Source organism: Paenibacillus sp. PL2-23 (assembly GCF_040834005.1).
In the GTDB taxonomy this organism is placed as follows: domain Bacteria; phylum Bacillota; class Bacilli; order Paenibacillales; family Paenibacillaceae; genus Pristimantibacillus.
In genome coordinates, this window is sequence record NZ_CP162129.1 from 4,546,645 (window position 1) to 4,564,531 (window position 17,887).

The 17,887-nt window shown below is 55.0% G+C and carries 8 protein-coding genes; 2 read left to right on the plus strand and 6 right to left on the minus strand.

Annotated elements, in window-relative coordinates:
• Positions 1-189: 189 nt before the first annotated feature.
• Positions 190-8,520, minus strand: a complete 8,331-nt coding sequence (locus AB1S56_RS20270) for a cadherin-like beta sandwich domain-containing protein (RefSeq protein WP_340869928.1) — start codon at positions 8,518-8,520, stop codon at positions 190-192.
• Positions 8,521-8,681: 161 nt separating this feature from the next.
• On the minus strand, positions 8,682-8,978 hold the full coding sequence (locus AB1S56_RS20275; RefSeq protein WP_340869927.1) for a hypothetical protein: 297 nt from the start codon (positions 8,976-8,978) through the stop codon (positions 8,682-8,684).
• A gap of 107 nt (positions 8,979-9,085) precedes the next feature.
• On the opposite strand from AB1S56_RS20275, the gene AB1S56_RS20280 reads away from it, so the two are divergent.
• Positions 9,086-10,045 (plus strand): YafY family protein, encoded by a 960-nt coding sequence (locus AB1S56_RS20280; protein ID WP_340869926.1) that lies wholly within the window; start codon positions 9,086-9,088, stop codon positions 10,043-10,045.
• A 313-nt stretch (positions 10,046-10,358) separates the two neighbouring features.
• On the opposite strand, the gene AB1S56_RS20285 is transcribed toward AB1S56_RS20280, so the two are convergent.
• The 3 genes from AB1S56_RS20285 to AB1S56_RS20295 all read right to left on the minus strand — a co-directional run bounded on the left by AB1S56_RS20285 (position 10,359) and on the right by AB1S56_RS20295 (position 15,693).
• Complete coding sequence (locus tag AB1S56_RS20285) at positions 10,359-10,889, minus strand: hypothetical protein (RefSeq protein ID WP_340869924.1); 531 nt, start codon at positions 10,887-10,889, stop codon at positions 10,359-10,361.
• Between the two features lie 464 nt (positions 10,890-11,353).
• On the minus strand, positions 11,354-14,500 hold the full coding sequence (locus AB1S56_RS20290) for an ATP-binding protein (RefSeq protein WP_340869922.1): 3,147 nt from the start codon (positions 14,498-14,500) through the stop codon (positions 11,354-11,356).
• Positions 14,501-14,559: 59 nt separating this feature from the next.
• Entirely contained in the window at positions 14,560-15,693 is a 1,134-nt protein-coding gene (locus tag AB1S56_RS20295; protein ID WP_340869953.1) for a response regulator, read from the minus strand.
• Positions 15,694-15,844: 151 nt separating this feature from the next.
• Here AB1S56_RS20295 and AB1S56_RS20300 point away from each other — a divergent pair, with 151 nt between their 5' ends.
• Positions 15,845-16,819 carry an aldo/keto reductase gene (locus tag AB1S56_RS20300; RefSeq protein WP_340869921.1) on the plus strand — a complete coding sequence of 325 codons (975 nt, stop codon included), beginning with the start codon at positions 15,845-15,847 and terminating at the stop codon, positions 16,817-16,819.
• On the opposite strand, the gene AB1S56_RS20305 is transcribed toward AB1S56_RS20300, so the two are convergent.
• The gene (locus tag AB1S56_RS20305) at positions 16,816-17,817 is read right to left on the minus strand and encodes a Gfo/Idh/MocA family oxidoreductase (RefSeq protein ID WP_340869920.1); all 1,002 of its coding nucleotides are present in this window, start codon (positions 17,815-17,817) and stop codon (positions 16,816-16,818) included. The two genes, AB1S56_RS20300 and AB1S56_RS20305, sit on opposite strands and share 4 nt — an antisense overlap.
• Positions 17,818-17,887: the final 70 nt, after the last annotated feature.

Here is a 17,887-nt window from a genome sequence, read left to right on the forward strand (position 1 = left end):
AGTTGAACGATAAATCGTTCAACACGCCAGATTGGAGCTCTAAGTGTGTTTTATGTCCGTTACCTCTTGCGCCTCTGTACGCATCTGAACCGGAAACCCGCTTCACCCCGAAACTTTATCTACTCTATACTGTTGAAAAGAGGGCGCCCCGCCATTCCAACAAGCAGAATGGAGGACGCCCTCTTCTATTTAGTCAATTAAGCCCGACTTCGTCAGCACGTTGCTCAGCAATTGAGCCGTCTCGGCGCGAGACACCGAGCGGTTCGGCTTCAGGCTGCCGTCTTGGTAGCCGGAAGCGATGCCTGCATGAAGCGCGGATGCGATGGCTTGCTCCGCCCAGACAGGGATCGCCGCGCGATCCGGTGCAGCCTGCAGCAGCGTTGCCGCTTCAGCCTCAGCTGCTTCCGGCATGCCTGCCAGCTTCCAGGCGCGTCCCAGGATGACCAGCGCTTCAGCGCGCGTAATCAAGCCCTGCGGACGGAAGGTTCCGTCCTGATAGCCTGTAATGAGGCCGTAGCGCGCGGCTGCGGATACAGCTGGCTCATACCAGGCGTCAACGGACACATCCTTGAACGAAGCCGCTCCAGACAGGGATGGCAGTCCTAGCGCTCTTACAGCCATGGAAGCGAACTCCGCTCGCGTAATGCTGCCATTTGGATCAAAGCGCTGCTCGCTCTTGCCGTTAACGATCAGTCTGGATGCCATGCTCTCCACAACGCTCTTCGCCCAATGGCCATTCATATCGGAGAAGGAACGATTATGATAGACGATCGTGTACAAGCTGTTTGTCAAGCTGTTCATGTTAGCCCAATAACTTCCGTTCCGTTCGTAGACGACAGTCGGCACATGCTGCATCGTGCCATCCGACTCGACACGAACGCCTGTCGTGATTTGGTTCGAACGCTCCTGGTCACCCACCAGGATGGATCGGCCAACGTATTCCATCAGGCGCTCCGGTTTGAAGGAACGGCCTTCATAGCTGTATTCGACCGTGAAGTCCACTGGATCCGCAAGCAGCGTCAGACCGTTCTGCTCTGCCTGAAGCTTCGCCTTGTCCGCCGCCTCTTGGGAAGCAGGCATCATCTCGATTACAACCTTAATGTCCTCCAGCTTGGCAGCTTCGCCGAATTGACGACGCACGCTTTCGATATCCATTACAGCAGCGGATATCGTATACGCCGCACGATCCGTGCGAATGTCAAGCTTCAAGCGTTTGTTCTCCATCAGCTTGACCATGTCGCCCGTCAGCTCCTGCACCTTCGCGTAGGACCCGTTAGGGACCGATACGGAGACGGTGTCTCCCTGTGACATGGTGCCGACCAAGCCAACCAGTTCGGTACGACGGAATGCCACATTAACATAATTTTGTCCGTTTGCCGATGCAAGCTTTCCATCCGCAATTCGGAAGTTGCCGTTCACATCCACATTCATCGTATCATTGAGCACAGGCGCAGCCCGCAAAATTTTCACCGCGTAATGGCGCGACTGCAGACGATCCTCGGATTCTACCTGAATATCGACATAATTGCTTCCATAGGACGGAAGAGTTACCTCGAAGCTGCCGCCGCCTTGCAGCGACTTGCCGTTGGCCGTGACGATCGCCGACTCATCCTCCGCATAAGCGGTAATCGTAACTTGGCTTCCCATGTAGCTCTTATTCGTAATGGAATAGTTCAATCTCCACGGCGAGAAGGTAGTGGAGAGCTCCTGTCCCTTCACCTCAAGCTCGCTCAGGTTAGCCCCAAACTCAGGCTCTGACTGTCTAAGCACCCTGATGGCGTATGCCTTCGTATCGCCGTTCTCCGCAGTGACGGAGAGGCGAATTACATTAGTTCCCGCAGTGAGCGGAATGTTCATGCTGCCAGTGAATGGCTGCCCTGCTACGCTAATGGCTGCAGCTGCATCCGCCGCATTAGCCAAGATCACAACAGATTGCACGCCAGCTGGAACAGCGGCCTCATAGTCCGTAATGCCGCTCTCGAACGCAGAGGTAAGCTCATAACCAGCAATGGCCAGATTGCTTAGATCGGCGTTGCTGCTTGGCTCACGCGTGATCGTCACGACGTAAGTGCGGTCTTTTTGCCCATTTGGCGAAGTCACCTTCACCTCTAAGGCGTTCTCACCCACAACAAGCGGAATCGATGCGGATGCGAGGCCGTTAGGCACCGCAGCACCATTAACCGTAATGGTCGAGGCGCTGGCGTAAGCCGTGGCTGTAACCGTCGTGTATGCCGTTTCATTCGGAACAGTCAGCTCGTATGCCGTACGAAGCACATCAAAGCTCATATTCAGCTCGCCTGCATCGACGGACAGTCCATTCAACGCCGCAATGTCTGCAACATTTCTTGTTACTTGAATGGTATACGTCTTAAGGCTGTTGTCAGCGGCGCGGACCTGCACGCTTACGCTTGCGCCGTTCTGACCGATCTCAACGGCTCCAGAGCTGTTCTCATCCACAGCCATGCCATTGACCGTAACAGTCGAGCCTAGTCCAGCGGCGACAGCCCATACTTGAACATGGCTGGTAGCGGGATCAAGCAGCAACGAATATTGTGTTGTCTGAGGGTCGAAGGCTGGCGTCAGCTCACCCATATCAAAAGCCAGAGCCGACAGATCGGCAGCTTGCTCGATACCGGACGGTGGCGCTCCCGCATCCTTCAGCAGGTCCAGCTTGTAAGTTGTTTCATTGCCCACCTCATCCGCTGCCGTCATGACAACAGGCAGCAGGCCGTCAGCTGCAGCAATCGGCAGGTAGGCGCGGAACTCGCCCCGCTCATCCACCGGAATGAGCATACCGTTCGCCATCAGCTTAACGCCTGGCTCCGCGGCGCCGCTGAACACCACACGTTCCCCGCCGACCACCTGTCCGCTGACAGGCTGCTCGACATACAAGTGAGGTGCCGTACGATCCACGAACAGCTTGTGGAAATGCGAATAACGATCGCCGTCCTCAGTGACGGTCTCAATCAGAATTTCATAATCGCGTTCAGTCAGTCCCTCCAGCGAGAACGATGCGTCTGCGTCAACATCCGCGGTTTCAGTCCCATAAGACTGCCCGTTAACGAACAGCTCAGCCGAGATCGCCTGATCCGTCGAAACTCGCAGCGTCAGATCGGCTGCCGATGTCACCGTTAGAGGAAGCTGCTCGTCCGAGCCTGCTTCCGCATAATATGGCGTATACAGCTTATCGGATTTGGCGACATTGCCTGTATCCACCGTAACGGATACATCAGCAGGATTCGGCTCAGGAATAAATATCTCCACTACATCGGAAAGTCCGCTGTATGCCGCTCCCCCATCATGCTCTCGAATGGCCATAACTGCCAGTCGATAGGTCTCGCCCGCTTCCAGTGCGAAAGTGGCTTCCTGCTGATCGCCATTCAATGGCTCTATGTCGAATGCCGATCCGCTGTATAGCGGATTGTCCGCTTCATCGACCATCAGCACTCGGTAGTAAGTGACCTGCTCGGCGTTCTCATCTGTGAATTGGATGCGCGCCTCGCTGTTGCCGACTGCGACTGCCGTTAAATCCTGAACGGTTGGCAGCACCTCACTCGCCTCAACAGCTATCGGGGTGTCCGACAGACGGTACATCGGACCAAACGATTCGCTGTCTGCCAGCAGGACGAGCCAGTATTGTCCCGGCATATAACCATCCGGCAGCGTAATCTCGCCAATGCCGCTCGGTGGAAGCTGCTGGGCGACAATCTCACCCACACGCTCCTCCTCATTCGGTACGATCATCACGCTGACGTTCGTATCCGCCTTCGGATTCTCAACCTTCCACGTCAGCTTGTACGTGTTCATCTCTTCTGTCGCTTGCGCAGTAAAGCCCGTTATTGCCGGCGCAAGCGGAGCCTTGTACAGGTCCAGCGTGTACCAGCCGGCCGACTTGACTGTCCATAAGCCAATCGTATCAATATCTACCGCCACGTACAGCATCTGATCCTCTTCATTCCAGATCGCGTTGCGGTTCGCTGCTTCCTCAGACGCCACAATGGGGTACGCCACTCCATTCGGACGCTCGATAGACGTCCCTTCCATAGGACCAGAGATGGCGAATACATAACGTTCCTTTTCTTCCATGCTGAGGGTGATGACTCGTTCCTCGGAGGCATACACATCGCCCAAATCCTCCGCGCCGCCGTTCACAACATAGCCGTTAACGACGGGATAATGATTCGACTTCACCATCCACCAGCCATATTGGTCAACATCGATCAGGATCATCATGCTCTGTCGAGCTTCGTTGTAGTCGGCATTCCAGCCCGGCAGCTCCGAATTCGTCTGCAGCTCGTACAGCGTGCCATCTGGCCGGTACAGCTGAACATCCTCAGCCGTATGCTCGATTTCCAGCAAGGCTTGACCATTAAAGCTTCTATCCAGCTCGAACAGCGCTTCATGCTCCTCCGAGAGCACCCATGCCAGCGCCTCTTCCATCGTCTTGCCTGGTCTAATCTGGTATGCGCCTGCTGTCACATCCTCACCGGCCGCTGCCAGCCACATGCCCGCCAGAGCGGCGTCTGCCAGCACGTACAACGTTCCCGTTGACTCATCGCGGTAAGCATTCCAGCCTGGGTGTCCGTTGTCCAGCTGCAGCGTATACGGTCTGCCATCCGGCTGATAGAGAGTGGTATCCACGCCAGCGCCTTGGAGCTCCAGCATAACGAGGCTCGGTTCAGCCAGCTGAATGCCCGTGAAGCTCGTTTCCTCCGCCTGGGTCATTCCGTTCACCAGCTGCGTGAACGACAGCTCCGAATCGCGGTACAGCAAGTGCTGCTCACCGATTGCGACAGCTTCACTCGCTGTTACATGCCAAGCTCCAATCTGGTCAAACTCGACCTCCACCAACACGGTATTCTCGCTGTCAAGGTACACAGCATTGGCTTCCTTGCCATTGACGTCTGTGAAACGCACATCGTACGGAGTTCCGTCCGGCTTCCGCAGCGCAAGAGACGTATCCGCCCCAGTGCCTGTCAATACGAGCACTGAACGACGCTTCTCGTCGATCGGGAACGTATGCAGCACGTTTTGGCCATCGCTTGTCGCAGCAACCTGAGGAAGAACGCTTCGCGACCAGCTAACCGCCTCTTCCGCCAGCACATACCCGCGCTCCGATGCTTGCAGACCCGTCAGGTCAACTAAGCGGATGCCTGTCAGATGCTCCAGATTGCCTTCTTCGCTGCTTAGCAGCGTTGTTTGCACGGCGCCCAGCGCAGCCGCCGAGCTGGTTGAGCCCAGTAAAGCTGAAGGCTCATTGCCAAGCAGACGTTCTATCATTTCAGTCCCAATTCCGCTTGGGGCTAGAGCAAACCCGAACCATTTGCCAATTTTCTTGATTCCGCTGCTGACAGCCTTAACTGCTGTGCTGCCAACATTTTTCACCAGGTTAACTGCACCATTCACTACATTTTTCAGTGTTGCGGACAGATCCACCTTGAAATCTACATCGTTATTACTGAATTTATAGGTCGTAGTGAAGCCTACGCCGATAACCGACAAGCCGCCCTTGGCTATGTCCTTATTAACTCCCAGCTCTGCGGAAGACAGCTTCTGTCCGCCAACAACCGGAATGCTCTTCGGAATTTGTAATCTGCCCTTGGCATGGCCCGCCAGGTCTGAAGGGTGGAAATATTTGCCCATGACCTCGCCAACCAGAATATCCAGCAGGTTCACATTAGCCGTCACCTGGAAGCCAGGCTTCGTGTAGCCCTTGATTCCCGTTGGATTCACAACAACAAACAAATCCAGATCCGAGACATTAACCGTGTAGATCGCAAGCTTCCCGCTGGCGCCAAAATGATTAGCCGAAACCTCCGCATCCAGCGGATTTACGTTCACCATATTGTTGCCATTGAAGATTGGCGTCACCATATCGGACAAGCCGCCCAGCAGACGGAAGGTCAATGGCCCCGTCGTTTGATCCGCAAGATTGGCGATGCCTCCGCCCAATCTCGTAAATTGAGCGCCTGTGCTCGCAATTGGGATTTTGGTATGGACAGCGAACGAAATGGCATCCAGCTTGGACTTCTTAATGGCCAAGTCCATCTCGAAGCCGACCTTATACTTCCGAAGACCAGCCGTGGCGCCGAAGCTGTAGCGCGGCAGGCTCGTGTTAATGCCTACCCGCAACTCCGAGCTGTCGATCGGTCCCGTCTTAAATTCGGCGGCAAGCTTGAAGTCCGCATCCAGCTCCACACGGGAGCCGATAAAGTCCAGACCGTTCACAACGGCTTCACCGCCAATTCGTGTGCCGCCCTTCGTAAAGCCGACCTCAATGTCGCCTTTGACGCGAATGCCTTTATCAATAAATGAGATCGAATGTACATTGACCGGAGTCGAAAGTCCCAAATAATCGGATGATATGAAATTGTCTCGTAGAACAAATTCGAAGTCCTGGGGCGACAGCTCGAATTCGCCTTCATGCAAGGTGTAGGCTGTCAGCACAGACAGGCTTCCCTTGCCGTTCACATACAAGCGTCCATTGCCGCGAATAACATCGTATTCGCCCGTCTTGTCGACGGTCAAGGAAGAGCCCTTGAACAGCAAATTGCCGTTTAACGTCACCGCCTCGGCAGGATCACTGAGTCTGAAGATACCAGGCTCGCTGGCGTTTTCCTTGAATGGCCCGCGCAGCACAATTTGGCTAACTTGACCTGGCTTCGCATTCATATTGTCCGCCGTTACTTCGTTGTAGCTACGCGACCGATATACAGGATCGTCGGTTACCGTAAGTACGCCCGGCATATCGCCTTCCTCGAAGAAGGAATGCCGCAGCTTCAAGCCGTATTGTCCCAGCGCCAGATCATCCGGGAGCTTCAAGGAGATATGCGTGTCGCTGGCGAATACGACATCGGCTGCTCCAATTGGAAGAGTTGCCGATTCCCCAACAAGCTCGAAGTCGATGCCGTTCATCCGCTTACGAAGCTTGTTGAAGCCCGAGCCCACCACGGACAACGACTTCTTGTCATCGATGAATAGATGCGACGGGCCTGCAGAATTGTATTTTACATCCGTCGGGAGCATCGGCTCCTCGATAACAAAGCTGGAGCTTTGTCCATACGCCGTGCCTCTTGCATTGGTAGCGTAAGCACGCGTCTCATACGTATGGGGGTCGTAATCAACATTTTCCAAGAGATTCGGAATCGCAACCTGGAAGCTGCCGCCCTGCTCCAGAATAGACGGGCTTCCCTGCGATCTCAGCCACGTCTCAGAGCCAGTCTCCCGGTATTCGACGCCCCAATTCGTAATGGTCTCTCGTCCCGTACCGATAATCTGAACGCCTACAGTCGCTGAGAGACTGCTATAGGATGGGGTTACAGTCCCCGTGGCGACGCTTGGCGGCAAGGAGAAGATAATGTCCTTGTACACGCCATATTCCGTCGATACCCGGAAGGATGGCTCACCGCCATTGCCCCGGAAGTAGACCCGCGCCGATCCGTCGGCACCCGTCGTGAGGGTTGGAGCGCTGGACAAATCGCTTGTGTTATCATCGGGATCCACAAACGTAATACTGGACTCCTGGCTGATCGACAGCTGAATGCCCGGAGCAGGCTGTCCGCTCATATTGGTCAGCACAAGATCGGTATAGTACCCGTAGGTATCATTCAAAAAAGTCGAATATTCCAGCTTGGCTGGCGCTTCCGCGTAGCAACCGCAGCTGGCGTCGATGGGGTCATGCCGGTTCGTGAAATACCACTTGCGAATGTCGTGATTCTGATAGGCGCTTCCCGTCGCGGAGGTGAAGCCCGCGTATACCTCTTCCGCGCCCAGAACCGAGGTCAGATTAACGCCTGTTTTCGTCAGAAGCGGAGTAGACGGACGGGTGCTGTTATTGCTCACATACACCTTGACCGTCTGGGCCAAGCCATCGTAGTCAACCCAGGCATGGTAAGGTCCGCCTTGCTTGAAGTTATAGGAGGTTGCGTAATCCGTGCCGGCCGTCTTGCCGGAATGATTGACGCTGCCGTTAAAGTGAATGGCTACATGTCGGTCGTCGGGATCGCTGATAGGCGCTTCCGCGTTCCTGTAGGTATCGAATTCGATGCCTATGCTCTTGCCTATGCCCCCGTATCCGATGCCATTGCCTATGCTGCCGGCATCATTGGAGTTGGTCTGCAAGGTGAAAACCAGGCCGTCCGCTCCCGGAGGAATTTCTCCTTCGTTCAGCGTGCCTGGATCTGACAGCTGGAATTCAAAGTATGTACTGAACGACTTCTGATCCTGAAGCGATACACGCTCCCTGTTGAATACCGTCCCAAATCTGTTGCCTTGGGCTGGAGTGAGTCGCAGCGATGAGCCTTGAACTGAGGCTGAGCCGTTAAATTGAAGGCGTGAGGCCGCCTGCGTGAAATCATCATACAGAAAAGTTATGTACTTGGTTGGTGACGGCGCAGCCGACACAACCTCTGGCCGCCAGCCTCCCACAAACGCTGCCTGCGAGATGAGCAGCAGAGCCAGCAGCAGGGCCAGCTTGGACTTCATTCCTTTCTTCACCTTTTGCAATTCCTTCAAAGCCATGTCGTTAGTCCTCCCTATTTGCCGATGAAGCATGGGCATTTTCTCCTAATCGACATCATATGACAAGGACATTAGCAAAACCTGAACAAGACTAAGCTCCCCTGCTGCCTCGGGTAAACGATCTGTCGATTCCCTAGCTCCCGCTGCAAGGCAGAAGCAGATTACCGCACCTGCGCCACAAATAACATCCGCAGCGTCGACTCGTCGATCAGCGCCATCGCCTCCGACATTCTGGGATCAGCCATAACCCTGGCTTCGCACTGCTTGGCCGCTTCCCGGCTCGTCCACTCCGCTACTTCCACCCAGGTTCCGCTGTCCTCCTCGCGGAACACCTCCCGCTTCTTCAATGCGCTTTCCCCGCTCAGAAGCTCAGCCAGCAGATCAACGGCTTCCATGAACATTTCCTCGCTAACGCCTTCCTTTAACCGATACGACACCACTTCTACACAAGACTTCATCTGGCACAGCTCCTTCGATTGATAGTCTGACAACCTCACTATACCGCCGAATATAGTCAGAACCTGTCACCATTATGTGTTATGCTGAAAAAAAAGAGGTGGCGCACATGAACAAAACGCAGAGGCTTGTGGAGCTGCTGCTGACTATGAACTCACGGCAGAAATTGACGCTGAAGGAGCTGGCCGAGCGCTTCGGCGTGTCGAAGCGCACCGTGCTGCGCGACATGAACGAGCTAAGCGCCCTTGGCGTGCCGCTCTACGCGGAGCAAGGCGCCCATGGAGGCTACCGAATTCTGCGTGAAAGATCGCTGCCCGCCATTACCTTCACAGAGCAGGAGGCGGTGGCTCTCTTCTTCGTCGGCCAGTCGCTTGATTATTATCGCGCGCTCCCTATGGAGGCTGAATCGCAATCGGCGCTGGCGAAGTTCTACCATGTGCTGCCCGATGACGTCAAACAGCGAATTGAACAGCTTCAGCGCCGGCTGCTGTTCTGGGTGCCGGTCCAGCAGTGGGAAGCCCCTTTCCTCCCAGCCTTGCTGGAGGGAGCCGTCGAGCAAGCCATTCTGCGGGTGACATACGAGTCGGAGACAGGCCTTGCCGAGCGGGACATCCAGCCGGTGGGGCTGTATGCGATGAACGGCAAGTGGTATTGTCCATCCTACGATTTTGGCAGCGGCCAATACCGTCTATTCCGAGCGGATCGCATCAAGGAGGCGGCTGTCAGCCTCGATCAGTCAAGGAAACGGGATCACGAGAAGCTGCACATTACGGATTGGTTCCGGAACGAGCAGGAGAGAGAGGAAGGGCTGGAGTCTTACGACTTGCGCGTTCGGCTTACACGCCGCGGCGTGCTGCTGTGCTCCAACGACACTTGGCTGGGAAGCGGCTTACGGTTGAACGAGGACGGTACGGGGTCGATAAGCAGAAGAATGTCGCCCTCCTACATGAGCTGGGCTGCGTCCTTCTTCATCGGCTGCCAGGGGGACGCTGTGGTTGAGGAGCCTCAGGAGCTGCGCGCTATGCTTCGGAGTCGGCTGCGGGAAGCATTGGCGGAATATGAAGCATGAATACTCCGAATATCGCAAGGAAACATTACAGCACTGGAGGAGAGTATTCCCTTAGCTGCGCCGAGGAAGCGAGGCAGCAGCTTTGATAATGATTCAAGGCCGCAGCCCTGATCATCGAGCTGGCTGATGCTTTTTCTTTTTGCCCCGCAGGTGCATTATTAAACTCAGTAACAAGTAAATAGCCGCAGCCTCAAGCAGGAACCGAATCCAGTTAAATGAATAATGAAGGATGACAAGAGCATTTGTTGCCTCATCAGTGAAAGCTGCAGGCTTCGCAATCAACGTAATTCCTAGGGCGATAAATATTCCGTAATCAGCCGCCGCTGCTGCAATCAAGGCTATAATCAGGCGCAGCAATCGACACCGTGGTGAAATACAAATACCGCTTCTCCAGCTCCTGATTTTCAGGCAGCATTTCTTGAAAAACCTTAGCATTCATCATTTCCTCCGTCATGACCCCTTCGCGCCACAAAGATAATTGAGTTTCTGGGAATACGTACAAATGCCCTGACTCTGAATCGGGATTTCTATTGTACGGAGTGACTCCATCAAGCCTTGCAACCAGATCAACCGCCTTTGTACCAAACACATCTATGCCATCATACAGAATGGGAATATGGTCTATACCCGCATACGCTGGGTTTATGACCTCCAGAAAATTTACTTGTTGATCCTTATCATACTCTAACCGCACAAATAACTCTTCCAATATACTTTCATTGTAGGCTTGATTTGGTCTCTTCAGGTGAGCGTGCGTTTGGAACACAGCTTGCACCTCCCATTTTCTCATGCCTAGCTTGACTGGTCCGATTCCAACGTACGGTAAAAGGATTAGCGAGTCCATACGTGTTGCCTCCTGTTGTGCTTCATATGTAATCCGAGCGGTGCAGCAACAAAATTTTCCTGTAATAATACAATATTTTTTTACATCTGAATACTCAGACGAAGGAGTTGCTGCGATCATACATCATTTTAAGCTCGATCCCCACAAATACTCCGCCAGCAGGCTACAATCCTGTACATTTGCATCAATTAGACCTCTTTACTCCCTGACGAGCATAAATTGATGTAGATTTGCAGGATTAGCGTAAACGGATGCGCCGTCCTTTGGCGGAGCAGCATACGTTTCGCGTTGAAATATAAGCCCAGTATAGAGAAAATGCTATCTTGTATTTTAAGAAATTCTCTTTCGAGGACTGTCAGAGATGAGCGACCGCGTTTAGATGTAGGATTTATCGCCAAATAGAATCTCCATTTTATCGAATGCTCGAAAACTTATACGCTATTGTCGCAAAGAAAAGCCCGACCCTAAGGCCGGGCTCCTGAGCCTCTAGGGGCTCCTGAGGCTCCTGAGGCTCCTGAGGCTCCCGAGGCTCCCGAGGCTCCCAGGCCTCCCGGATCATCCCACAAGGCAAGCCGGCCGCTTCTGGAAGGAATGGCCATCGCCATGATCGTGCCTTCCATTGGCCTGCTCTGAATATGCAGATCTGAGCCGTACAGCTGCTTTAGACGTTTTCTAATATTGGGAATGCCGACGCCCACGCTGCCGTGAGACTGTCGGTACAGCACCTCCGCCAGCCTCTCCTCCGTCATGCCGACTCCGTCGTCCGCAACCTCGATATGCAGCGAATCCTCCACGCGCCGGGCGGCAACGCGGATCGTGCCTCCCTCTATTTTTTTGGTGACGCCATGCCTGATGGCATTCTCAATTACGGGCTGAAGCATCAGTGGAGGCAGCAGAAACTCGTCCACGCCCTCCTCCAAATCCCATTCTACCGAAATGCGGTCCTTGAACCGGGCTTTTTCGATCTCAATATACGCCTTCGCAAGCTCCAGCTCTTCTCTGAACGGCACCAGCCGATCCGTGTTCTTGAAGCCGAAGCTGCCTCGCAGAAACTCGATAAGATGATTCAGCACCTCGCGCGCCCGCCCCACATCCTTGTAGCTGAGCAGAATAATCGTATTGAACACGTTGTACAGGAAATGGGGCTTAATCTGCGCCTGCAGAAACGCAACCTCCATCTTCGTGATGTCGATCGAGGAGCGCTTCATCGCAAGCAAGCTTCGAATCCGGAATAACAGCTCCGTCAAGGAGAACGGCTTCCTCAGGAAATCATTGGCACCAATCGCAAACGCCGCTTGCATCTCCTCATCCTGAATCGAGTTCGTCAGCATGATGACCGGAAGCTCAACGGGCTCGTACAGCTTGCGGATTTCCCCGCAAAGCGCATAGCCTGTCATTCCCGGAAGCATAACATCGATCAGCGCGAGATCGACAGGCTGTATGCTCAGGCGCCGCAGCGCCTCCTCTCCGCTGTCGACAGCCACAACAAGATAACCCTCCGCCCTCAGCCGTTCAGCAAGCACCCTGGTGTTAATATCGGGATCGTCCACAATCAGGATAGTCGCACCGTCTGACATCCTCGTCGACGACAAGGGCTCCGCCACGGGGATCACAAGCTCCTGCTTAAGCATGGGATGAATGTCCCGCGTTGCCATACTGCGCGCAACCCCATCCGGTGCCGACGGCAGGCTGACGGTGAAGCAGGAACCTTCGCCAAGACTGGAGCTCACAGCAAGCTTGCCGCCCTGCAGCTCCGCAAGCTGCTTGGCTACGCTTAAACCCATGCCCGCTCCGCCGCTGGAGTCCGGAGCCGCATTGGCGGCCGCAGCCACTTGGCGGAAAGGCTCGAATATTTCCTGCAGCCGCTCCTCGGCAATCCCGGTTCCGGAATCCCGAACGGAGATATGAAGCATCGACTCGCCATAGCCATATCTCGCGTCGCAGCTAATGACTCCCTGAATCGTATAGCTGACCGCGTTGCTGATCAGATTGTACAGAATTTGCTGGAATCGATGCTCGTCAGCATAGACCAGAGGCAGATCGAACGGGACATCGTTCACAAGCTGGATATCCTTGTCTTTTACCATGAATTGGAATACATCCAGCACGACCTGGACCGAGGAACGCACGTCAAGCGCCACCGGCTTGATTCGAAGCTGTCCCTGCTTGAGCAGCGACAGGTCCATAATATCCTGCACGAGCCCGGACAGCCGCTTGGCGGCCTGATTGACGAGCAGCAGCCCTTCCTTGGCCCGATCTCCGTTCGAGGAGGCATTGGGATGCTCCTCCAGCAGCTTCTCCGTAATCGCCATAATGCCTTGAAGCGGAGTTTTGAACTCATGCGAGGTTTTGGCCAGAAATTCGTCCTTCAGACGATCGACCCGCGCCAGCTCCCGCGACAGACTGTCCGCCCGCAGATACGCTCTTGAGAACCTCTTCGCCAGCATCATAAACTGCATGAGAAAAAACACAAACGGAAACAAAAAGGGGATGGCGCTGATCTCCAGTCGTCCAAGCAAATTCAGATTAACGCCAATGCCGTGCAGAAGAAAGGCGATAGTCGATACGATCAAATATAACGCTTCATCTACTTGCTTGAAGCTGGCCATGACAAAGGTATACACGACATACAGCCACACGATCATGCTGTAGCCGAAGTGCACCCACTCCAGGTACGAGTTGACCGCCGTTGGAAGCAGGATAGACATAAGCGCTACTCCGCCGCCCGCCGCCAGGAGCGACATCACGACCCGCTTGGAGCAAGCCTCCGTTAAGGTGCGGTACACATACAACAGCAGAAAGGCGGACAGGAATGCTCCCGACACGCACTGCAAAATATTAAACAAGCGATACGACAGCTCCGGCAGCATGGAGGCAAGCACCTTCTCCCCATGCGTGGCGATAAATACCGTATTGAACATGCTGTGCAAGCCGAGGAACAGCAGAGCAAGCCCTTGGCGAGTATTCTGGGCATACACCGCAAAGCAGAACATTCCGCTGACAAAATAAATCATCACATACAGCCAATCGATCCGCAGCGCCTTCTCCCGATAAGCCGATATGGCGTCATCGGTGCCAAAATAGATGGGAAGGTAGATGCCTCCACCCTTACCCCAGCTGTAATTGGCAACTTCAACCGTAATGCGCACTTGCTCCGCCCCCGGTGCAAAATACCCCGTGTATGGCGTATTGGCAGCTACATACCCCTTGCCCTCTTGGGCTGGATTGCCGCTTTGGCCAACCAGCTTACCGTCTATATAGATCTTGTTGGACATCCGAATGTTGGACGTCTTGATGCCAAGCGCTTCATTCGCGCCGGCGGGCAGCAGAACAGTCAATTGGTATGTTCCGAGCCCAAGCGATTTCATGGGGCTGCCTGCAGCGTCGCTGTACAAGCTCCAGCTGGACGAAGGCACCTGCACGTGAAGCATTCCTCCACTCTCAGGAGCCATGTCCCCGTCTGAGATAAGCAGCTTGTCCGGCCAAAATTCCCATTCGCCAGCCAGCGGAATGACGCCTTCTCGGCTTAAGGACAGCTCCCGCAAATCCATCACGCCCTGCTGAGCCGTCACTTTCTCAGGTGGATTGAATGCCGGTAGCACGTTATACATGAGCATATACACAAGGTAAAACGTGGCAAAGCACAGGATAAATACCGTCCCCTTGCGCTTCATGACTCCATGCGGCTCGACATTTCTCCCACGAATCGGACCAGCTCCTCGCCCGGCGAAATCCCGTATTCCTGCTCCAGCCTGTCCGCGAGACGCTGATACACGCCAATAGCCTCAGCCCGCAAGCCTTGCCGCGCGTATGCGCTCATAAGCGCCAGCACATCCTGCTCTGAGTCGGGAGCGAGCTCAACGAGCTTGCAGAGACACTCCGACAGCCGATGCATGGCGCCTTCACTCTCATAATAGTCCCGCATACGCCGCAATGCGTTAATCGTCAGCCGTCGCAGCTGCTCACGCTTGGACAATATATCGATGTGGTCGAATGCAGGCAAATATTCCCCGGCATACAGCCCGTAAATGCGCTCGAACGCCCCGATATTGCCGGCATGAACGGCTTGGAGGGAATCAGCGACCAGCAGCTCCAGCTCCAGGCTGTCGCATGGCAGTCCGTCCAGGCTGAGCACGTATCCGTGATCTGTTTTCCTAAGCAGCTGGGGGTGACCTAGCTGCTTGAACATTTTGCGAACATAGGAAATGGTGGTGTACAGATGCACTTTCGCCTTCTCGGGATCCTCTCCCTGGAAAAGAAGCTCAATCAGCTGCTCCGTTCCGACAAGCCGCGCATGCTGGTGAATCATATAAGCGCACAGCTCTCTCGCCTTGCTCGTTCTCCATTTGATCCGCACGGAATCGGGGGAGAAAATCGCAAATTCGCCCATACATTGGATGCGGGCGGCTCCTTCGGCCTTCGGCTCTGCACGGACCTGAGTCTGGCTCGACCGCAGTCGATGCAGCGTCTTCTCCAGCCGCGACTTGACGGTTGGCTTCAGAATATAATCCATGGCGTGCAGCTCGAACGCTTCTACGGCGTATTCGCTGTACGCGGTGACGAACACCACATGAACATCCCGCTTCAGCTCTTTGACCCGCTCCGCCACGTTCATGCCGTACATGCCAGGCATATCAATATCGATAAAGACAACGTCGGGAAGCTCGTTCGCCTCTTCCCGGGCGCGCATTTCCTCCAGAAACGCAAATGGATTTGTATGGACAGAGGCAATCTCAACTCCACCAATGTCCATTAACAGCAGCTCCAGCATTTCATTAGCGCTTTCCTCATCGTCCAACAGCATCGCTCTCAACGCACAGTTCCCTCCCCCGCAGCTCCCATGACGGCAGCACTAACCTAAGGATGATTATAACGGCGAGTCAGATAAACGCACAACTGCTTGGCACGGGATCACTGGCAAGGGTACAATGGACAAAAAAAAGGAGTGAGGCTAGGTGGAATATCGGAAGCTGGGGAACAGCGGGCTCAAGGTGTCCGCGCTTGGTCTTGGAACCAACGCATTCGGAAAACGCGCGGACGCGCGAGCCTCGAAGGAAGTGATCCATTGCGCGATCGACGCAGGCATCACCTTTGTCGATACGGCGAATATCTATGCGGGTACGGAATCAGAGCGCATTATTGGGGAAGCGCTGGAGGGACGTCGCCATGAGGTCGTGCTTACGACCAAAGCGGGCTTGCCGAGAGGAACGGGACCGTACAGCCGCGGCTCGTCACGACGCCATCTGACTGCAGAGCTGGAGGCCAGCCTGAAGCGGCTGAAGACCGACTACGTGGATCTGTATCAGATCCATACCTTTGATCCGGAGACGCCGCTGGAGGAGACGCTTCGCACGCTTAACGACATGGTTCGCTCGGGCAAGGTTCGCTACATCGGCGCGTCCAACTACTACGCGTGGGAGCTGATGAAGGCGGTTGGCATCAGCGATCGGCTCGGACTGAACCGTTACGTGTCAATGCAGACGAGCTATTCGCTCGCCGACCGCACGCCGGAGCGGGAGCTGATCCCGATGTGCCTTGACCAAGGGCTCGGGATCATTCCTTACTTCCCGCTGGCTGGCGGCATCCTGACGGGCAAATACGCGTCGGCCCAGGCTGCGCCGTCCGGCTCGCGAGCGGATACCGATCCCGGCTTCAGGCGGTTCCTCGGCGAGGAGACGGTCGCCCTGTCCCAGGCGGTTAGCGGGCTTGCTGCCGAGCTTGGCACGACGGCCAGCGCACTGTCGCTCGCATGGCTGATGGACCAGCCAGCCGTATCGACTGTTATCGTCGGCGCAACACGCGCCGAGCAGGTGGAGGCGAACCTCGCCAGCCTTGAGCTGAAGCTGGAGGAGGAGGCGCTGGAGCGGCTGGAGAAGCTCAGCCGTCCATTCAGCCAAGGCGAGCCGTTTGCGATCTACCGGCTGGACTAGCCGCCCGCTGCCTCGTCCGCGGGGAATTTCAGTCCAATCTGTCCTCTCGCCTCGTCGATAATCTCCATCGTAATGAGAGACGCCTCATGCGAGTTCGTCGACGATTCCCGGAGGCCCTCTTTCAGCAGACCGATAAATTCTTCGACCTCGTAATACATGTTGTCTTCGATGGTTGGGCGGGACAGGTCCTCGCTCGCCCCGCCCCGAAGACGGAGCTCGACGCTTTCAGGCTCGCTGATCCGGTCAACGTACAGATTGCCGAGCTCCCCTTGTATTTCGTTCGGCACGAACGAATTTGTTATTTTGGAATGCATAAGCACCGCGTCCATACCCTCGTATCCCAATAGCAGGCTGCCCTCGCCGTCGACGCCGGATTCCAGCATATAAGCCTGCGCCTTCACGGAGGCCGGACGGCCGAACAGAACAACTGCCGGATAGATGCAATAGATGCCGATATCCATCAGCGAGCCGTTGGACAGCTCTGGCTTGAACGCGTTCAGCACCTGGCCGGCCTTGTAGGCATCATAGCGGGAGGAATACTGGCAATAGCTTGCAAAAAATCTCCGAACCGTCCCGATCCGCTCCAAATTGTCGCGAACCGCCCCGAAGCCAGGCATCAGCGTGGACTTCATCGCATGCATAAGCAGCGTATCCGTACGCTTCGCCGTCTCTATCATTTCCTTCATCTCCCGGGCATTGGAAGCCGCCGGCTTCTCGCACAGCACATGAATGCCATGATTCATTGCCGCAATCGCATGCGCAGCGTGATAGCTGGTAGGACTTGCAATATAGACTGCGTCGATGACTCCGCTCGCGAACATCGCGTCCAACTCCGTATAGCGGTGTGGAATGTCGTGCTTGGCGGCGAATTCCGCCGCTTTCTCCTCCGTCCTGGAATAGACGGCGGCAAGCTCGAATTGCTTATGGTGCTTCGCTCCTGCCAGGAAGCGCTCCGTGATCCAGTTGGTGCCAATAACGCCGAATCGAATATTTCTCATGATGTATAGCTCCTTATCGTCTTGAATAATGACAGCTCCCCTTGCAAATGGGAATCTTCTATATTATATT